This window comes from Shewanella sp. Isolate13, from assembly GCF_022398325.1.
Taxonomy (GTDB): Bacteria; Pseudomonadota; Gammaproteobacteria; order Enterobacterales; family Shewanellaceae; genus Shewanella.
Map to the genome: position 1 here is coordinate 43,495 of NZ_JAKEVD010000029.1, position 18,723 is coordinate 62,217.

An 18,723-nucleotide genomic window follows, 5' to 3' on the forward strand; every position below is an offset into this window, starting at 1 on the left:
TTAACCGCTTACTTTTTCTTCTTTGCCTTTGGGTTTGGCAAATCAGTGATTGAACCTTCATAAATCTCAGCCGCTAGGCCAACAGACTCATGCAATGTTGGGTGAGCATGAATCGTTAGTGCTAGATCTTCAGCGTCACAACCCATTTCAATTGCGAGGCCGATTTCACCTAATAGCTCACCACCGTTAACACCGACAATAGCACCACCAATAACACGGTGTGTCTCTTTGTCGAAAATAAGCTTAGTCATGCCATCGGCACAATCAGAGGCGATTGCACGGCCGCTTGCTGCCCATGGGAAAGTCGCTGTTTCGTAAGCAACACCTTGCTCTTTCGCTTCTTTCTCAGTTAGGCCAACCCACGCTACTTCTGGGTCAGTGTAGGCGATTGATGGGATAACTTTAGGATCGAAGTAGTGCTTAAGACCAGAAATTACCTCAGCAGCTACATGACCTTCATGCACACCTTTGTGCGCAAGCATTGGTTGACCCACGATGTCACCGATTGCAAAGATGTTTGGTACGTTAGTACGCATCTGCTTATCAACATTGATGAAGCCACGCTCATCGACATTCACGCCAGCTTTCTCTGCATCTAGACCTTTACCATTTGGAACACGGCCAATTGCAACCAATACTGCGTCATAACGCACTGGCTCTGTTGGCGCTTTCTTGCCTTCCATCGTCACGTAGATGCCATCTTCTTTTGCTTCTACTGCAGTAACTTTGGTTTCAAGCATCAAGTTGAACTTCTTCTTGATCTTCTTGGTATAAACGCGAACTACGTCTTTGTCAGCAGCTGGGATCACTTGGTCAAACATCTCAACCACGTCGATTTCGCTACCTAGAGAAGAGTATACGGTACCCATCTCTAGACCTATGATGCCGCCGCCCATAACCAGTAGCTTGCCAGGCACTTCTTTAAGCTCTAGCGCATCAGTTGAATCCCATACGCGAGGATCATCATGAGGAATAAATGGCAGTTGAATTGGGCGAGAACCCGCTGCAATAATTGCCTGCTCAAAATGAACGACTTTAACGCCGTCTTCACCTTGAACTTCTAACGTGTTAGGACCTGTGAACTTACCAAGACCATTAACCACGTCAACCTTACGCATCTTAGACATTCCGCCTAAGCCGTTGGTTAGCTGACCGATTACTGATTGCTTGTATTCACGTAGCTTATCAAGATCAATCTGTGGCTCACTGAAAACAACACCGTGGTTAGAAACCGCTTTTGCTTCTTCAATGACTTTAGAAACGTGAAGCAAGGCTTTAGAAGGGATACAACCAACGTTTAGACATACACCGCCTAACGTGCTGAAACGTTCGACGATAACAGTATCTAGACCTAAATCTGCAGCACGGAATGCAGCTGAATAGCCAGCAGGGCCAGCGCCTAGTACAACTACCTGAGTTTTAATTTCGTTACTCATGTTTTCCTCTATTCTTTTTATGTCGTTGATGGCACCGACTTAACAATAAGTACCGACTCAACGAAAAACTGTGGCCAAATCTTGTAAGGTGGCCGCATTTTAACCTTTGTTTGATACGGATCACAATCCTAGAAACACTTAATCTTGTTGATGATTCTTAATAGTTGAAGATTAAGCTATCTAGAAAATAGGCTGCTTGAATCAAGCAGCCTATTTTGTTTAAAGCACTAAGGTTCGAATATCTGACAGGCAGCTATTCAAGTAAGTGATGAAACGCGCACCATCGGCACCATCGATCACTCTATGGTCATAAGAGAGTGATAGCGGCAACATCAAGCGCGGCTCAAACTCTTTACCGTTCCAAACTGGCTTCATGTCTGACTTAGATACGCCCAAGATAGCCACTTCAGGTGCATTCACAATCGGCGTAAATGCCGTACCACCAATGCCGCCTAAGCTTGAAATGGTGAAGCAGCCGCCTTGCATATCAGCAGCCGTTAGCTTGCCGTCACGGGCTTTCTTAGACACTTCTTTCAATTCATTAGAAAGCTCATGAATCCCTTTCTTGTTCACATCTTTAAAGACGGGAACTACAAGGCCATTCGGCGTATCAACAGCGATACCTATGTTGACGTACTTCTTCAAAATCAAGCTTTCGCCATCTTCTGACAGTGAAGAGTTAAAGGTTGGGAAAGTTTCCAACGCCTTAGCTGCAGCCTTCATAATAAATACTAAAGGCGTGATCTTCATGCCCGAGTCTTTCTTCGCTTCAGCAGCATTTTGTGCCTTACGGAAAGCTTCTAGCTCTGTAATATCTGCATCATCCCACTGGGTAACATGCGGGATCTTCACCCAGTTACGGTGTAGGTTAGCACCTGAGATCTTTTGAATACGTGATAGCGGTTTAACTTCTGTCTCACCAAACTTGCTGAAATCGACTTTTGGCCATGCCAATAGATTCAATTCGTTACTACCACCAGCAGTGTTAACACTACCCGATTCAACTTGCTTGATCGCCGCTTTAATGTAGTTTTGAACGTCTTCTTTAATGATACGATTCTTACGGCCTGTACCTTTCACGTTAGTAAGGTTAACACCGAGTTCACGCGCCATACGGCGGATCACTGGTGAAGCATGCGCGTAAGCACTGTTCTCAACGAAGTCTTCTTTCGCTGCAGTTGTCGCTGGCTGACTAGAGACTGCTTGGCTAGGTGCAGGAGCGGCAACTGGCGCAGGAGCAGCTTGTGCAGCGGCTGGCGCCTCAACTGCAGGAGCGCTACCCGCCACTTCGAAGGTCATAATTAATGAGCCCGTAGACACCTTGTCGCCTTGAGCAACTTTAATCTCTAATACTTTTCCGGCAAAGGGTGCTGGTACTTCCATCGCAGCCTTGTCGCCCTCAACAGAGATAAGAGATTGTTCCTCAGTTACCGTGTCGCCCACTTTAACCATGATCTCGGTCACTTCAACCTCATCGCCACCAATATCTGGTACGTTGACGTCTTGTGCAGTTGGCGCTGCCGATGGTGCTGCTACGGCAACCGGAGCAGGCTCAGCAACAGGCGCAGCTTCTGCTGTACTCGCTGCTGCATCAGATTCAAAAATCATAATTAATGAGTCTGTAGACACTTTATCGCCAACGGCTACTTTGATCTCTTTCACAATACCCGCTTTCGATGCCGGAACTTCCATCGCAGCTTTATCGCCCTCAACAGAGATAAGCGATTGCTCCTCTTCAACCTTGTCACCAACGCTAACAAGGATCTCTGTTACTTCAACCTCATCCGCACCAATATCAGGGACATTAATTTCGATTGCCATTTTGTGTTGCCTCTTACGCGTATAGCGGGTTTGTCTTGTCAGTGTCGATGTTGAACTTAGCGATGGCTTGTGCAACCACTGACTTTTCAATATCACCACGTTTTGCGAGTTCATTCAGTGCCGCTACAACAACGTAGCCAGCATTGACTTCAAAGTGACGACGTAGGTTTTCACGGCTGTCTGAACGACCAAAACCATCTGTACCTAGTACTTTGAATGTTTCTGAAGGCATAAATGCACGAACTTGTTCCGCATAATTCTTCATGTAATCTGTTGCTGCAATTGCAGGCTCTTTGCCCATCACTTGGGTGATATACGCTTGCTTAGGCTCTGCTTCAGGATGCAACATGTTATAACGCTCAACATCTTGACCTTCACGGGTTAACTCGTTAAATGAAGTCACTGAGTAAACATCTGACGCCACATCGTACTCATCACTTAGGATCTGCGCTGCTTTACGCACTTCATTCATGATGGTACCCGAGCTCATTAACTGAACCTTATGGCTACCCTTATAAGATTCAAGCTTATAGATACCTTTACGAATACCTTCCTCGCAACCTTCTGGCATTGCTGGCATCGCATAGTTTTCATTCATCAGCGTCAAGTAGTAGAACACGTTCTCTTGCTCGCCATACATACGACGGATGCCGTCTTGCATGATCACCGCTAGCTCGTAAGCGAATGTTGGATCGTAAGAGATACAGTTCGGAATGGTGTTTGCCTGAACATGGCTGTGACCATCTTCGTGCTGTAGACCTTCACCGTTTAGCGTTGTACGCCCTGCTGTAGCACCTAATAGGAAGCCACGAGCCTGCTGATCACCCGCCATCCATGCCATGTCACCAACGCGTTGGAAACCAAACATAGAGTAGTAGATGTAGAATGGGATCATAGGCAGATCGTTAGTGCTGTATGAAGTTGCTGCTGCAACCCAAGACGACATAGCACCTAGCTCATTGATACCTTCCTGTAGTACTTGGCCAGAAGTGGCTTCTTTGTAGTAAGACACAACGCTACGATCTTCTGGCGTATATTCCTGACCATACGGGTTATAAATACCAATTTGACGGAATAAGCCTTCCATACCAAAGGTACGCGCTTCATCGGCAATAATTGGCACTATGTTCTTACCAATACCCTTGTTTTTAAGCAGGATATTCAAGGTACGCACGAATGCCATAGTGGTTGAAATTTCACGCTTTTGCTCAACAAGCAAAGAGCTAAATTCTTCAACAGCAGGTAGTTCTAATGCCTTAGTGAAATTAGGTAAACGCTGTGGAGTATAACCATGCAGTGCATCACGGCGCGCGTGTAGATAATCATATTCTGGCGAGCCTTCCTCTAACTTTAAGTAAGGTAGCTCAGACACTTTGTCATCACTTAGCAAATCGCTTAGTCCTAGGCGGTTACGAAGCTGTAGCACATGAGTCATGTCCATTTTCTTCACGCCGTGAGCGATATTCTTGCCTTCAGCCGCATCACCCATGCCATAACCTTTTACGGTTTTAGCTAAGATTACCGTTGGCTTGCCTTTTGTCTCTTGAGCATTCTTAAATGCTGCAAACAACTTAGATGGCTCATGACCACCGCGCTTAAGCGCGAAGATCTCAGCGTCTGTCATATCAGATACAAGGGCTGCTGTTTCTGGGTACTTACCGAAGAAGTGCTCACGTACATAAGCGCCGTCTTTTGACTTAAATGTCTGGTAGTCACCATCGATGGTTTCATTCATCAACTGCAGTAATTTACCTGTGGTGTCTTTTGCAATCAGTGAGTCCCAGTTGTTACCCCAGATCACCTTGACCACATTCCAACCTGCACCTCTAAACAAGCCTTCAAGCTCTTGAATGATCTTACCGTTACCCATAACAGGACCATCTAGGCGCTGTAGATTACAGTTGATTAAGAAGCATAGGTTGTCTAACTTTTCACGGGCAGCGAAAGAGATTGCACCGCGTGATTCCGGCTCATCCATCTCACCATCACCAAGGAATGCATATACACGCTGGGCAGAAGTATCTTTTAGGCCACGGCCGTCTAGGTACTTAAGAAAACGTGCCTGATAAATTGCAGACATTGGGCCTAGACCCATAGATACGGTCGGGAACTGCCAGAACTCAGGCATCAGCTTTGGATGCGGGTATGAAGGAATACCTTTGCCATCAACTTCCTGACGGAAATTATCTAGCTGCTCTTCAGTCAAGCGGCCTTCAACGAATGCACGCGAGTAGATACCTGGAGAGATGTGACCTTGGTAATAGACTAAATCACCACCATCTACCTCGTTTGGCGCACGGAAGAAGTGGTTAAAACACATTTCATAAAATGAAGCGGCAGATTGGTAAGACGCCATATGGCCACCGAGGTCTAGATCTTTTTTAGACGCACGTAGCACAATCATGGTTGCGTTCCAACGAATAATTGAGCGAATACGACGCTCAATAGTTGTATTACCAGGATAAGCAGGCTCTTGGCTTGTAGGAATAGTATTGATGTAGTTAGTCGTAATCCCCGTTGCCATATCGACACCGTCTAAGCGGGCCTTATCGAGTACTTGTTCCAATAGGAATTGAGCACGCTCAACCCCTTCTTCACGTACAACAGATTCTAAAGCAGACAACCACTCGTTGGTTTCTAGTGGATCGACATCTTGTAGCATATGTTCAGACATTTGCAGTCCTTTCCTATACGTAATACCTAAGTAACTACTGCCAGTTATTAGTGTATTTGATTTAAATCTACTTCGGTTACAAGCCTATTCCTCAAGTTGAGTAAGCTTATACACCACTCTTTAAACGGCGCAGGCTACGCTGCAACCGGCTATCTTCTTCCCTTACAGACAACATCACTTCTTCAATGTAACTTAAGTGTTCATTGGAAGCTTCGCGTGCCGCTTCAGGGTCTCGACGAACAATGGCAGCGAGCAGTGCTCGCCGATGTTCATTGGCCATCGTAGAGGCTTCTTCGCGTCGGCTTAAAAGCTCTAAGTTCTGTGCCACGTTCTTATGCAGCACAGGGGATAAACTTAATACTAGGTGTAACATAGCCACGTTGTGGGAAGCTTCTGCGACTGCACGATAAAAACGCACAATGGCATTAGCTTGCTCTTCGATGTTTTTAGCGGCTTCCACTTCTAAAATGGTGCGCTTGATATTTTGCATATCGGCATCGGTACCACGAAGCGCAGCAAAGTACGCCATCATGCCTTCTGTGGCATGACGAAACTCCAGCAAGTCATACTGACTCTCTGAATCTGAATGCATTAGTTCAACGATTGGATCGGCAAGACTTTGCCAAAGCTGCTCTTTTACATAGGTTCCGCCGCCTTGACGACGCATCAACAAGCCCTTTGCCTCAAGCTTCTGGATCGCTTCACGCAAAGAAGGTCGGGAGACTTCAAATTGCAACGCCAGTTCACGTTCGGGAGGAAGCTTCTGACCTGGTTGGATACTCCCTTCCAAGATCATCTGTTCCAACTGCCCCATAATGACGTCGGATATTTTCGGCTGGTTTATTTTGCTATAAGCCATATGGGCCTCAGCTCCTATTGTAAATTGGTCTTACCAATTTAATTGACTGAGCGCACTTTATCAAATCACACTTTGGATGTCCAGTTAGTGATCTACATCATATCTATGCACGATGTGTGAGCATAGCTGATTTTTTTCACTATGGGGTCAGACCAATGTGCCAAATTAGATAATTAGCGCAGTGATAATTATTATCATAAGCAATTAAACATGGAGAGATTTTTGATGAATATTAACGATAAATGAGACTGTGCGAACCACTTTAATTCAGTGGTCCGCACACAAATTTGCCTAATTATTTGAAGGCGTATTTTTTATTATCAACCTGACTGTTTGCCTATTAACTCACCACCCTTTAATTAACGACACCGAGTATTGTCATTAATGACAGCACAGTGATCAGCAAGATGAAGTTGCGTTTACTCAGTTGCAGTAGTGCAATAGTCGATTGCAAACAGATAGGTGCAGAAGAAGCTTCCGGCAAGGTTTCTGCTGCGACTGCAACATGGGTAATGATATTTCTAGCCGAGCGATTGGGCTTAGTCGCATTTTGCAGCCAAACCGCAATAGCTTGTCTAAAGTGGCCACTCAAAACATAACCAAATGAGAAGATTCGACTTGGCAACCAATCTAATACGAATAGTAGATTATCCACCAAGGGCAATGGCTTCTCACGAAGATGGCTCTGCTCACTATAAAAACGCACGCTACAATAAAGCACAGCCCCAACAGGGCCTAGCACTATGAGGTATAAGGCAATAGCACCATAGTAACGGTAGTTAATCCAAGCAACGCTTTGACCAACTACCTCACCTAAATCCTTCTCATCCACCGACTTTAGACTCTGGCTAGGATCCAGTGCTTTGGCGTAGTGAAAACAAGCTTGTGAATCGCCTCGACAAGCGGCTTGAATATAGCGCTTAAACGCCTGCCTCTGGGGGTTATGACTGAAGCACAAAACAGCAATGGCTACCCAAAGTGCAACGCTTACCGCCCCCCAAAGTAAACCTGAAACCAACCAAGATAAAATATAAACCACAACACTAGGCAGGATGATCGCCACTATCATCGAACCCAAGGTGGGCTCACGCTCATCGTTTATTAATGTTTTATGGTACTTAGCTAATAACGCATCAAACTGCCACGCATCTGGCAACAGCCTTAACCGCTCGACCAAAATGGCGACTAACAACGCAAACAAAGCCATATTTTCCACCTTTCCTATTTAGCTGCAGCACAAGCCCAAGCCGCATCTCCCATTGGCACCCTATCTAGAATGCCGCCTTATATCGCAGCCAATCAAAGCTACTACCGGGATCCGTTTTTCTCCCAGGCGCTATATCACTGTGTCCTGTTACCCTATTCTTATTAAGTGCAGGGTAATGTTTAAATAAGCTATGAGTTAGCTCAATTAAGCATTGATACTGCTCATCTGAATAAGCAACATCGTCTGTTCCTTCAAGCTCAATGCCTATGGCGAAGTCATTACAGTTTTGCCGACCGTCAAACTCGGACACTCCAGCATGCCAAGCGCGATCATCACAAGAAACATACTGCACTAACTCACCATCTCGCCGTATAAGAAAGTGGGCTGAGACCTCTAACCCCTTCAGCTCTTTAAAACTTGCATCGGCGTCTATGTCTAAACAGCCTTGAAATAACTGGTCGATATAGGGCTCACCAAAACACCCCGCTGGCAGACTGATATTGTGGATCACCAACAGGCTCACTTCATTGAGCGGTCTTAGATTAAAATGGGGTGACGGGCAAAATCGAGCCTGAATCACCCAGCCATCTAGTAAAGTAAGCGACAAAAGCGAGATCCCAAAGCTAATATATTAAACGCACTTTAGCAGTTTTAACCCTATGAATATAGCCACTCTTTTGAGTTTTATCATCCTAAAAAAGCGAACAATTCAAGAGTATAAACCGCAATAATGCTAGCCTCTTTCCTAATACCAATCAGTAAAAACATTTGGTCCCTCAGCGAGAATTTAGCGGCTCAGAGGCAAGCAATGAGTGAAGAGCATAGTAATTTACAGTTAAGCTCACTCTAGTTTAAAAAGAGTCACAACATCAGAACCGCTAAAACTTGCCATTCAGGAGCGTTTTTAACTGCCTACTTATGCGTTGAATAGCTTTTATAAGGGAATAACCATTATTACAGCTATTCGCCTTGAAACAGTTTGTCAAAAAACGCTCTGAGTAGATCAAACTCTTATACTGATTGGTATAACCCTTTATGTTAAGATAAAAACCATTATTAAAGCGTGCCTCATATATTCCTGTATAAGCCAGTAAGAAAGGACAGCTCACATGCTTGAAAATGACATTCGACTCTCAGTCAAATCTGCTCTTGACGAAGATTTAGGTCATCAAGATGCCAATTCGGACTTCTCCTCTAGACCACGATCCGATGCCGACATTACCGCACAACTGATCCCAGCAGAAAAACTCGCTCAAGCCACACTTATCACCCGTGAAGAGGGCGTTTTTTGCGGAAAGGCCTGGGCCGAACAGGTTTTTAATCAATTAGGTGGCGAAGTCGCCCTACATTGGCATGTTGATGATGGTGACTTAGTGCTGCCCAACCAACTCCTTTGCGAGCTAGAGGGTCCCGCTAGAGCCATCCTCACCGGTGAGCGAACAGCGATGAACTTCATCCAAACCTTATCGGGTGTCGCCACGTTAACTAAACACTACGTAGATCGTTTATCTGGCACTCACACTCGCCTGCTTGATACCCGTAAAACCATCCCGGGTCTGCGTACGGCGCAAAAATATGCAGTGACGTGCGGCGGTGGGCAAAATCATCGTATAGGGCTCTTTGATGCGTTTTTAATTAAAGAAAACCACATCATGGCCTGTGGCGGTATCGCCAAGGCCATTCAAACAGCAAGAGAACTACATGCTGACAAACTGGTCGAAGTTGAAGTGGAGAGCATTGACGAATTAAAACAAGCCCTCGATGCCCAGTCTGATATCGTCATGCTAGATAACTTCGACATCACCATGATGCTTGAAGCGGTCGAACTGAATAATAGTTACAAAGACAGAGGGCTTGGCGTAAAGCTTGAAGTATCCGGTGATGTAACCCTTGAGACCATAGGCAACTTCGCCAAAACGGGCGTCGACTATATCTCAGTAGGCGCATTGACCAAGCATGTGCGCGCACTGGATCTATCGTTAAGGCTTAAGTAACCCTTCAGCCACATTCAAGACAAGATGAGATAATCATCAACAAAAAGCCTAAGCTAAACGCTTGGGCTTTTTTTAGTTAAAGAAACGCATTTAAAAGTCGCGCCTAAAATTGCCAACAAATACCCCGCTCATCAAATAAACTTTACCGTCCACTCTCAAATTAACCTGCCAGATAACGTTATTATCGAAATGAATAGAAATGCGTTTAAAACGCTTTTACTCTCTATATTTAATCAAGATAAGAAAGAAATGTTAAACTAACGCAATGACCAAATAGGTATATTTTTCTAATCACACGCGCCCAACTAATAAAATAAAAACAAAGCTTAAGTTTATTTAGCGTCACGACCCAATCGCCAAAATTTAACATTTAAGTCAATCCTGCAGCCCTTGATCAGGCTTCACAAACAAGTTACTCGGCTTTGAGTTTCCCATTAGCATTAACCTTTATTGTTCCTCTCCTAGCCTAAATGCAAATAAGCGGCGCATAGCAGCTTGCAGCATCAGTATATCCATAGAGTATTTAGGGGCATTAGGTTTTATATTAGCTTTTATAAAAAGCTCATGAATCGATCATCAAAAAAATGACACCTTAACCATAAGTGCCAATATTTTAAACACAGTCAAACAACCGCTATAACCAAAGCGACCGCAATTACTTATTTTTAGAAAAATTAGCACTTAAAAAGCTACTTTATGGCAATTCACTATTCCATTTTTATTAACTTTGTACTAACTTGCACTTAGGCGAGATTGCCGGCTTGGTTAACTCGTTATTGATATAACTACAGCTTTGGCTTAACGAAAATGAAACAGATCATTTATTAACCAGAACTGAGTAAGCTTCAGTTAAAAAAAAGTAATACAAATTTGTTAATACTGAATTTTTCTGAAGATGAAACACGTTAACAATAACGGCGGGTGACCTTTAAATTTAACTTTTTATATTTAAGATAGACACGGATACCTAAAGTCGCACTATGCGTCACTAAGTAGCTAAACGAGATACTCTCAGGCAATAGCCAGTATCAGCCTTAGTTGTGACCATTAGTATAAGGAGTCGCGACATGCTAGCGCAGGAGCATCGAGCAGGGTTGAAGCACTATTCACTGATGTAAACAGTGATATACACAGTACGAATAGCGATTTGAATAGCAACAGTCTGCGTTCAAACGTGATTCAAAGCTTTCTAATGGAGATAGACATGAAAAGCATGATGAAATCAAACATGAATAACGCTAAGGGCTTCACCCTAATTGAATTGATGATCGTAGTTGCGATTATCGGTATCTTGGCAGCAATCGCATTGCCTGCTTATCAATCTTACACAGATAAAGCTCGCTATTCTGGTGTAGTTGCAGCAGGTGGAGCAGTTAAAACAGCTGTTGAAATTTGCGCACAAACAAATGGTAGTATTGATGCTACAGAGTGTGCAGCCGGCAAAGGTGGAGTACCATCTGACGTATCAGGTCTAACAAAAGGTGCATATAGTGGGATCTCATGGGATGCAACCAAAGGTGAAATTACCGTAACTCCTATTGCTGCTGGCGGAATAGCAGTAGGTGACACATATGTTCTTACTGGCGTATATGACGCAGGTCGTGTGATTTGGACAGATAACTGCACAGACCTTTGTTAATTGTTTCACTCTAAGCATGAGGGGAGGTAGCCTCCCCTTTTTATTAAGGTTACCATGCCAACAACAGGGCTTCACCTAGGCTTATCCACCCTCTTCATTCGCAAAGGCCTACTTAGCGAAGAGCAGATCGCATCGGCTGTTGCCAGTTCCCGTAAACATAAAACTTCCCTCGTCAGCACCGTTATCAGTAATAAGCTGATCTCAGCACGGGATATCGCCGAGCTCTGCTATGAAGAGTACGGCACCCCACTGCTCGATCTCGATGAATTCGATATCAGCTCAATTCCCGAAGAGTTCATCAATAAGAAGCTGATCGAAAAACACAAATGCCTGCCGCTATTTAAGCGTGGCAATCGCCTCTATATCGCTACCTCTGATCCCACGAATATTGCCGCACTGGAAGACTTTCAATTCAGCGCTGGGTTACATGCTGAAGCGATACTGGTGGAAGACGATAAACTCATTAAGGCACTGGAAACCGTGCTCGAAGAGGATATCAGCGCGCTGGATCTCGACGGTATCGATGAGGAGTCACTGGCTGGAATCGAAGTTACCGACACCGACAAGCGTGATGAAGAACAGGCTGGTGATGGTAAAGATGACGCACCGATAGTCATCTATATTAATAAGATTTTGACCGATGCCATCCGTAAGGGCGCATCGGATCTGCACTTTGAGCCCTATGAGAAACGTTACCGCATCCGCTTTCGCATCGACGGCATCTTACATGAGGTCTCCGAGCCTCCAGTAAATTTATCAGGCCGGATCTCGGCACGCTTAAAGGTGATGTCAAAACTGGATATTGCCGAGCGCCGTATTCCACAAGATGGCCGCATTAAGATGCGCCTATCTCGCACTAAGTCTATCGATTTTCGTGTTAGCACCCTGCCCACCATCTGGGGCGAAAAGATAGTAATGCGTATCTTGGACTCCTCTTCCGCCCAGCTTGGCATCGAGAAGCTCGGCTATGAAGATGACCAGCGGTTGATGTATGAAGAGATGCTCGCCAAGCCTCAAGGGATGATTCTAGTTACAGGGCCTACTGGCTCGGGTAAAACGGTATCACTTTATACCGGCCTCAATATTCTCAACACCCAAGAGCGCAATATCTCCACCGCCGAAGATCCGGTGGAAATTAACCTCGAAGGGGTGAACCAAGTTCATATTAACCTAAAGGCAGGTTTAACCTTCGCCTCTGCGCTGCGCTCATTCCTACGTCAAGACCCCGATGTGGTCATGGTGGGTGAAATTCGAGACTTAGAGACCGCAGAGATCGCCATCAAGGCGGCGCAAACGGGTCACTTAGTACTATCCACCCTACATACCAACTCGGCAGCCGAGACCCTAACCCGTTTAATCAATATGGGCGTACCCGGCTATAACATCGCCAGTTCGGTTAACCTGATTATTGCCCAGCGACTCTCTAGACGCCTCTGCCCAACTTGCAAAACGCCAGAAGAGATCCCTGCTGCCGAGCTACTAAAGCTTGGTTTTAATCAACAGCAGGTCGATGCAGGCATTACCGTTTTCAAACCCGTAGGTTGCGACCTCTGTTCTGGCGGCTATAAAGGCCGAGTCGGTATCTATGAAGTGATGAAGATGTCCGATGAAATCGCCCGTACCATCATGGAAGGCGGTAACTCGTTGCAAATTCTGAAACAAGCAAAACTGCAAGGCATGCGCGACTTGCGAGAATCAGGACTGTTAAAGGTGATACAAGGCGTTACTAGCATAGCCGAAATTAATCGCGTCACTAGCTTTTAACTCTTCTAAATTAATGCACAACGGAATCTACTAAATAACAAGGACTCACTATGGCCACGGCAGCAATCAAAACAAAAACGCCTCAAGCCAAGAAAAAAAAGTCGGAACCTAAGGTTGTCACCTATCAATGGAAAGGCACAAACCGCGATGGTGGACGCACATCGGGTGAGCTGAGAGGCGTCTCTAGCGCCGAGATCCGTGCTCAGCTTAAGGCACAAGGCGTCACTCCAAAAACAGTTCGCAAAAAAGCCGCTCCGCTGTTTAAGTCAGAAAAGAAAATAAAACCCATGGATATCGCCATGGTTACCCGCCAAATTGCAACCATGCTGGCGGCTGGCGTACCTATTGTGACAACACTCGAACTCTTGGGCAAAGGACACGAGAAGCCTAAAATGCGTGAGCTGCTGGCAACCGTAGTTAACGACGTACAATCGGGTATTCCACTCTCCGATTCGCTGCGCCCTCACAGACAATATTTCGACGATCTCTATGTCGATCTTGTTGCCGCTGGTGAACACTCAGGCTCACTCGACGCGGTATTTGACCGTATCGCCACCTACCGAGAGAAAGCCGAAGCACTGAAGTCAAAGATTAAAAAGGCGATGTTTTATCCTGCTGCCGTCGTTGTCGTTGCCATATTGGTTACCTCGTTACTGCTACTTTTTGTGGTTCCCCAATTCGAAGAGATTTTTAACGGCTTCGGCGCCGAGCTTCCTGCATTCACTCAATTAATTATCGGTATATCCCGTTGGCTGCAGGCATCTTGGTATATCTTCGTCATTGCGATTATAGTCGCCGTTTGGAGCTTCAGACGCGCCCACCTTAACTCACAAAAGTTTAGGGATAGAGTTGATGAATTTGTACTGAAGATCCCTGCTATCGGCGATATTTTACATAAAGGTGCCATGGCACGCTTTGCGCGAACTCTGGCAACCACCTTTGCTGCTGGCGTTCCCTTAATTGACGGCCTAGAGTCTGCAGCAGGAGCCTCTGGCAACGCAGTCTATCGTAAAGCCGTTCTGAAAATCCGCACTGAAGTGATGTCGGGCATGCAGATGAATGTCGCCATGCGCACCACAGGCCTATTCCCCGATATGCTGATCCAGATGGTGATGATCGGCGAAGAGTCTGGCTCATTGGATAACATGCTCAATAAGGTGGCCAATATCTATGAAATGCAGGTCGATGATGCGGTCGATGGCTTATCTAGCCTTATCGAACCTATTATGATGGTGGTTATCGGCACTGTGGTAGGCGGACTCATCGTCGGTATGTATCTGCCTATTTTTGAAATGGGTAATGTTGTAGGATAATAAACCGAGAATCACCACAGTATTCACTTTAGCGGCCTAAACGCTCTTGGCCGCTTTTTAAAATTTAAGAAAAATAATGACTGAACTTATTTCTGTTTTTAGCCAGACTCCTTGGCTGTTTATTGCATTAAGCTTTATCTTTGCCGCCGTGATTGGTAGCTTTTTGAACGTTGTGATTCACCGCATGCCGGTCATGATGAAACGCGAATGGCAGCAAGAGTGTAATCATTACCTCAGCGAGTACAAGAAAGAGGTGTTTGATAGCAACAAAAAGCAACTCGAAGCCCCTATCGATGCGTTCCCAGAGAAGTACAATATCGTTGTTCCGGGCTCGGCCTGCCCCAAGTGCAAGGCCAATATTAAGGCTATCCACAATCTCCCGATTCTAGGCTGGTTGATGCTAAAAGGTAAGTGCGCCGCATGTAGCACTAAAATCTCTGCCCGTTATCCTATCGTGGAGTTTATCACTGGCGCATTAGTCGCATTTTTAGCTTGGCACTTTGGTCCTACGTTAGAGTTTGCGCTAACCACAATCCTCACCTTCAGCCTTATCGCCTTAACCGGCATAGACCTAGATGAGATGCTACTACCCGATCAGCTCACTCTGCCTCTGTTATGGCTGGGTCTTATCATCAACTTAGGTGGCACTTTTGCAACCACATCCGATGCCTTAATTGGCGCTGCTGCAGGTTATCTGAGTTTATGGAGCGTATTTTGGCTGTTTAAACTATTAACAGGCAAAGAAGGTATGGGCTACGGCGACTTTAAGCTGTTAGCCGTTTTTGGTGCCTGGTTCGGTTGGCAAGTATTGCCCCTAATAATCTTACTATCATCTCTGGTTGGCGCCATAGTGGGTATCGCACTCATAGTGTTCAAGAAATTAAACCATGGTAACCCTATTCCTTTTGGTCCTTACATTGCAGCGGCTGGCTGGATTGCCATGATCTGGGGTGAAAGCATAACAAACTGGTACCTATCGACCTTATAAAGGCCATACAGACAATAAAAGGAAAAACGATGGCTGATTATATTGTTGGATTAACGGGTGGTATTGGCAGTGGAAAAACGACTGTAGCCAATCTGTTTGCAGAGCTAGGCATAACGCTTGTCGATGCAGATGTGATTGCCAGAGACGTTGTCATGAAGGGCTCGTATGGTCTAGCTCAAATTGCCCAACATTTTGGCGATGATATCTTATTAGATGATGGCAACCTAGATAGAGCAAAGCTAAGAGAACGGATTTTCCAAGACGATACAGAGCGCGTATGGCTAAACGGACTGCTCCACCCATTAATACGTGAAACCATGCTGAAGCAATGTGAGCAAGCGCAATCAAATTATGTAATTATGGTTGTGCCCTTGCTATTTGAGAATGGGTTAGATAGCTTAGTAGATCGGACGCTTTTGGTGGATATTTCACCAGAGCTCCAACAACAGCGAACCATGTGCAGGGATAGTGTTACCGCGCAGCAAGTTAAAAATATAATAGGCAGTCAAGCTTCAAGAGCTGAGAAACTGTCAAAAGCTGATGATGTCATAGACAATCAAGGAAAGATATCGGCGTTAAAGTGCAAGGTAGAAGCACTACATAACTTTTATTTAAAATTATCCAGTAATTCTTGAATAACGCCATGACTGAACTGATCTACGAACAGCCTCTAAATGAAAAAATCCGTAGCTACTTACGCCTTGAGTATTTAGCTCAGCAGCTGCAGGCTAACCTAGATCATGATCACCAACACCGCTGTTTTTACCCCCTATTTTCCCTATGCGAACTCTCAGAACGCTGCGACTATAGAGGAGAAGTGCTCAAAGACTTAGATAGGCAGCTATTTGCGTTATCGAAATGGCAATCACTACCCTCCATAAATGACGAGCAAATTGAGCTGTATATATCAAAACTGTCCGCAGCTAGAGATGTACTGCAGGTAGCACAGAGAGCTGGCCACCAACTCAAGCAGGACCGTTTCTTAACAGCCCTCAGACAAAGGTTTAATATGCCTGGCGCAAGCTGCAATTTCGATCTACCACAACTACACTATTGGCTGGCTAAACCGTGGGAAGATCGTCAAGCGGAATATCAAGACTGGGTAAGCCATTTCGCAAGCTTATTATCACCAGTCAAGCTACTTCTAGACTTAACTAGGCAGACAACAGAGTATCAAGTTAAGCAGGCCTCCGGTGGCTTCTACCAAGGTAATAGTGAACAGGCCCTGTCTTTAATACGAGTAAAACTCTCAGCCGATCTAGGATGCTATCCAACGATTAGCGGCCATAGAAATCGCTACGCTATACACTTTGTCCAGTTTGATCAGCAAAAGCACTCAGACCAAACCGTTGAATTCGAGTTGGCAACCTGCCCCTAACACTTTAAAATCTGCTAATACACTTTGTAACCATCAGCAAAACATCTGACAAGGCCCACTATGTCTTTAACCGTTAAATGCCCCACCTGTCAAACGCCAGTTACATGGAATGCAGAATCTGAATTTAAGCCCTTTTGTAGCGAGCGCTGTAAGCTTATTGACCTAGGCGACTGGGCCTCAGAGAAAAATGCCATTCCCGTCAAGCCTGAATTCGATCCTGAAATGTTAGATCAGCTCGGTTATGATGAAGCTGACTTTTTCCTCGATGAATCCCCTTATAACGATGATAAGAACTGATGACCAAACAGATCCATGTTGCAGTCGGTGTAATCCAAGACTCTAATGAACAAATTCTCATCGCTAAGCGCCCACAGCATCTCCATCAAGGAGGTAAATGGGAATTTCCAGGGGGTAAGATAGAAGATACAGAAACGACATCTGAAGCGCTTATAAGAGAGCTAAAAGAAGAAGTTAATCTAGATGTTGTAAACACGTATCCCCTCATGGAAATTCACCATGATTACGGCGATAAGAAGGTGTTTCTTGATGTTCATTGGGTAACAAATTTCAGTGGTCAAGCTACAGGAGTTGAAGGCCAAGAGATCGAATGGGTTAAAATAGAGCAACTTAGGCACTACGATTTCCCCGAAGCGAATAACGCTATCCTAAATAAAATCCTCAGCTAACAGCCTCTCTTACGAACATCCATGAGCCACAAAAGTGGCTCTTCTAGTCTTCCTGTTACTTACAGACGTCCTTACAAATCCTCTCCTACGCCATCCTTGGTGTTCAAGGATAAGCACTTCCTGTACAAATCCTCTCCTACGTCATCCTTGGCGTTCAAGGATAAGTACCTCCTGTACACAAAAGCCACCGACTCTTCTCATATAAAGTGGGGGGGCTTCTTCACTTAATTTAGCGCCTATAAATGGCCAGCTTCGAGACCATTTATATGCAGTCCTGCATAAATGGCATTCCCTACATCCTGTAGGCCACAAGCTATCCGCGTTGACCCACATGGATGTGGGGAATGTCGAAAATGACAGGAACAATTTTCTACCAGACCATGCATCAAGCTTCGCTTGATAAGCGCAACTTCTCCCCCCTACGACCACTATGGACGGTGGAAGTGTCGATTATGCACGACTATATGGATATAGGAGGTAGAGTAACGCAGGAGCATATAATCGCCCTCGGTTCGCGCAGCGAACACATGGGGGCGAAGAAGCCCTGCTCTGGATGCAACGCATTCAAGGGCTTTGTAGCGCGAGTAACTTGTTACGAAGCTGGAGGCAAGGCACACGGAAGTGCCGAATGCCTGAAACGCATGGACGCAGTTTCAGGCCAAGCTCAGCGGCGGGTCGACATCGGGAGTCGTTCTTTTCGCGGAGCGCATATACGAAAAAAGCCCTAGCGTTGTTTGCTAGGGCTTTTCGTATATTTGGCGCCTGGAAATGACCTACTCTCACATGGGGAGACCCCACACTACCATCGGCGATACTGTGTTTCACTTCTGAGTTCGGAATGGATTCAGGTGGGACCACAGCTCTATGGTTTCCAGACAAATTTGGTAAATTTGAAAAGCTGGACTCGCGATGCAAGTCTTAAAAATTGGGTTCACACTACATTAAGTGCTTCATTCTAATTTTG

The 18,723-nt window shown here is 45.3% G+C and carries 15 protein-coding genes and 1 rRNA gene; 9 read left to right on the plus strand and 7 right to left on the minus strand.

What is annotated here, in order from left to right; all coding sequences use genetic code 11:
• Positions 1–8: 8 nt before the first annotated feature.
• The 6 genes from lpdA to ampD form a co-directional block, all read right to left on the minus strand.
• Positions 9–1,436 carry a dihydrolipoyl dehydrogenase gene (gene lpdA / locus L1D44_RS16470; RefSeq protein WP_239892385.1) on the minus strand — a complete coding sequence of 476 codons (1,428 nt, stop codon included), beginning with the start codon at positions 1,434–1,436 and terminating at the stop codon, positions 9–11.
• 219 nt (positions 1,437–1,655) lie between these two features.
• A complete protein-coding gene (aceF, locus tag L1D44_RS16475) occupies positions 1,656–3,257 on the minus strand; it encodes a pyruvate dehydrogenase complex dihydrolipoyllysine-residue acetyltransferase (RefSeq protein WP_239892387.1) in 1,602 nt (533 codons plus the stop codon).
• Positions 3,258–3,270: 13 nt separating this feature from the next.
• Positions 3,271–5,931 carry a pyruvate dehydrogenase (acetyl-transferring), homodimeric type gene (gene aceE / locus L1D44_RS16480; RefSeq protein ID WP_239892389.1) on the minus strand — a complete coding sequence of 887 codons (2,661 nt, stop codon included), beginning with the start codon at positions 5,929–5,931 and terminating at the stop codon, positions 3,271–3,273.
• A 106-nt stretch (positions 5,932–6,037) separates the two neighbouring features.
• Positions 6,038–6,790 (minus strand): pyruvate dehydrogenase complex transcriptional repressor PdhR, encoded by a 753-nt coding sequence (pdhR, locus tag L1D44_RS16485; RefSeq protein ID WP_220767792.1) that lies wholly within the window; start codon positions 6,788–6,790, stop codon positions 6,038–6,040.
• 355 nt (positions 6,791–7,145) lie between these two features.
• On the minus strand, positions 7,146–7,997 hold the full coding sequence (ampE, locus tag L1D44_RS16490; protein ID WP_239892391.1) for a beta-lactamase regulator AmpE: 852 nt from the start codon (positions 7,995–7,997) through the stop codon (positions 7,146–7,148).
• Positions 7,998–8,061: 64 nt separating this feature from the next.
• Positions 8,062–8,604, minus strand: coding sequence for a 1,6-anhydro-N-acetylmuramyl-L-alanine amidase AmpD (gene ampD, locus L1D44_RS16495; protein WP_239892394.1), 543 nt, complete (start codon positions 8,602–8,604; stop codon positions 8,062–8,064).
• Positions 8,605–9,106: 502 nt separating this feature from the next.
• Between ampD and nadC the strand changes: the two genes are divergently transcribed.
• The 9 genes from nadC (at position 9,107) to mutT (ending at position 17,759) form a co-directional block, all read left to right on the plus strand.
• Complete coding sequence (gene nadC / locus L1D44_RS16500) at positions 9,107–9,991, plus strand: carboxylating nicotinate-nucleotide diphosphorylase (RefSeq protein WP_220767789.1); 885 nt, start codon at positions 9,107–9,109, stop codon at positions 9,989–9,991.
• Positions 9,992–11,204: 1,213 nt separating this feature from the next.
• Positions 11,205–11,630 carry a prepilin-type N-terminal cleavage/methylation domain-containing protein gene (locus L1D44_RS16505; protein ID WP_275660511.1) on the plus strand — a complete coding sequence of 142 codons (426 nt, stop codon included), beginning with the start codon at positions 11,205–11,207 and terminating at the stop codon, positions 11,628–11,630.
• Between the two features lie 54 nt (positions 11,631–11,684).
• On the plus strand, positions 11,685–13,394 hold the full coding sequence (gene pilB, locus L1D44_RS16510) for a type IV-A pilus assembly ATPase PilB (RefSeq protein ID WP_239892396.1): 1,710 nt from the start codon (positions 11,685–11,687) through the stop codon (positions 13,392–13,394).
• Positions 13,395–13,444: 50 nt separating this feature from the next.
• Positions 13,445–14,707: a type II secretion system F family protein gene (locus L1D44_RS16515; protein WP_239892398.1), complete on the plus strand. Its 1,263-nt coding sequence runs from the start codon at positions 13,445–13,447 to the stop codon at positions 14,705–14,707.
• A 76-nt stretch (positions 14,708–14,783) separates the two neighbouring features.
• Positions 14,784–15,695 carry an A24 family peptidase gene (locus tag L1D44_RS16520; RefSeq protein ID WP_239892400.1) on the plus strand — a complete coding sequence of 304 codons (912 nt, stop codon included), beginning with the start codon at positions 14,784–14,786 and terminating at the stop codon, positions 15,693–15,695.
• 29 nt (positions 15,696–15,724) lie between these two features.
• Positions 15,725–16,330, plus strand: a complete 606-nt coding sequence (coaE, locus tag L1D44_RS16525) for a dephospho-CoA kinase (RefSeq protein ID WP_239892402.1) — start codon at positions 15,725–15,727, stop codon at positions 16,328–16,330.
• Between the two features lie 8 nt (positions 16,331–16,338).
• Positions 16,339–17,073, plus strand: a complete 735-nt coding sequence (zapD, locus tag L1D44_RS16530; RefSeq protein WP_239892404.1) for a cell division protein ZapD — start codon at positions 16,339–16,341, stop codon at positions 17,071–17,073.
• A 60-nt stretch (positions 17,074–17,133) separates the two neighbouring features.
• Positions 17,134–17,370: a DNA gyrase inhibitor YacG gene (yacG, locus tag L1D44_RS16535; protein WP_239892406.1), complete on the plus strand. Its 237-nt coding sequence runs from the start codon at positions 17,134–17,136 to the stop codon at positions 17,368–17,370.
• Positions 17,370–17,759 carry an 8-oxo-dGTP diphosphatase MutT gene (gene mutT, locus L1D44_RS16540; RefSeq protein ID WP_239892408.1) on the plus strand — a complete coding sequence of 130 codons (390 nt, stop codon included), beginning with the start codon at positions 17,370–17,372 and terminating at the stop codon, positions 17,757–17,759. Before yacG ends, mutT begins: the two co-directional genes overlap by 1 nt.
• A gap of 760 nt (positions 17,760–18,519) precedes the next feature.
• On the opposite strand, the gene rrf is transcribed toward mutT, so the two are convergent.
• Positions 18,520–18,635 (minus strand): 5S ribosomal RNA (rrf, locus tag L1D44_RS16545).
• Positions 18,636–18,723: the final 88 nt, after the last annotated feature.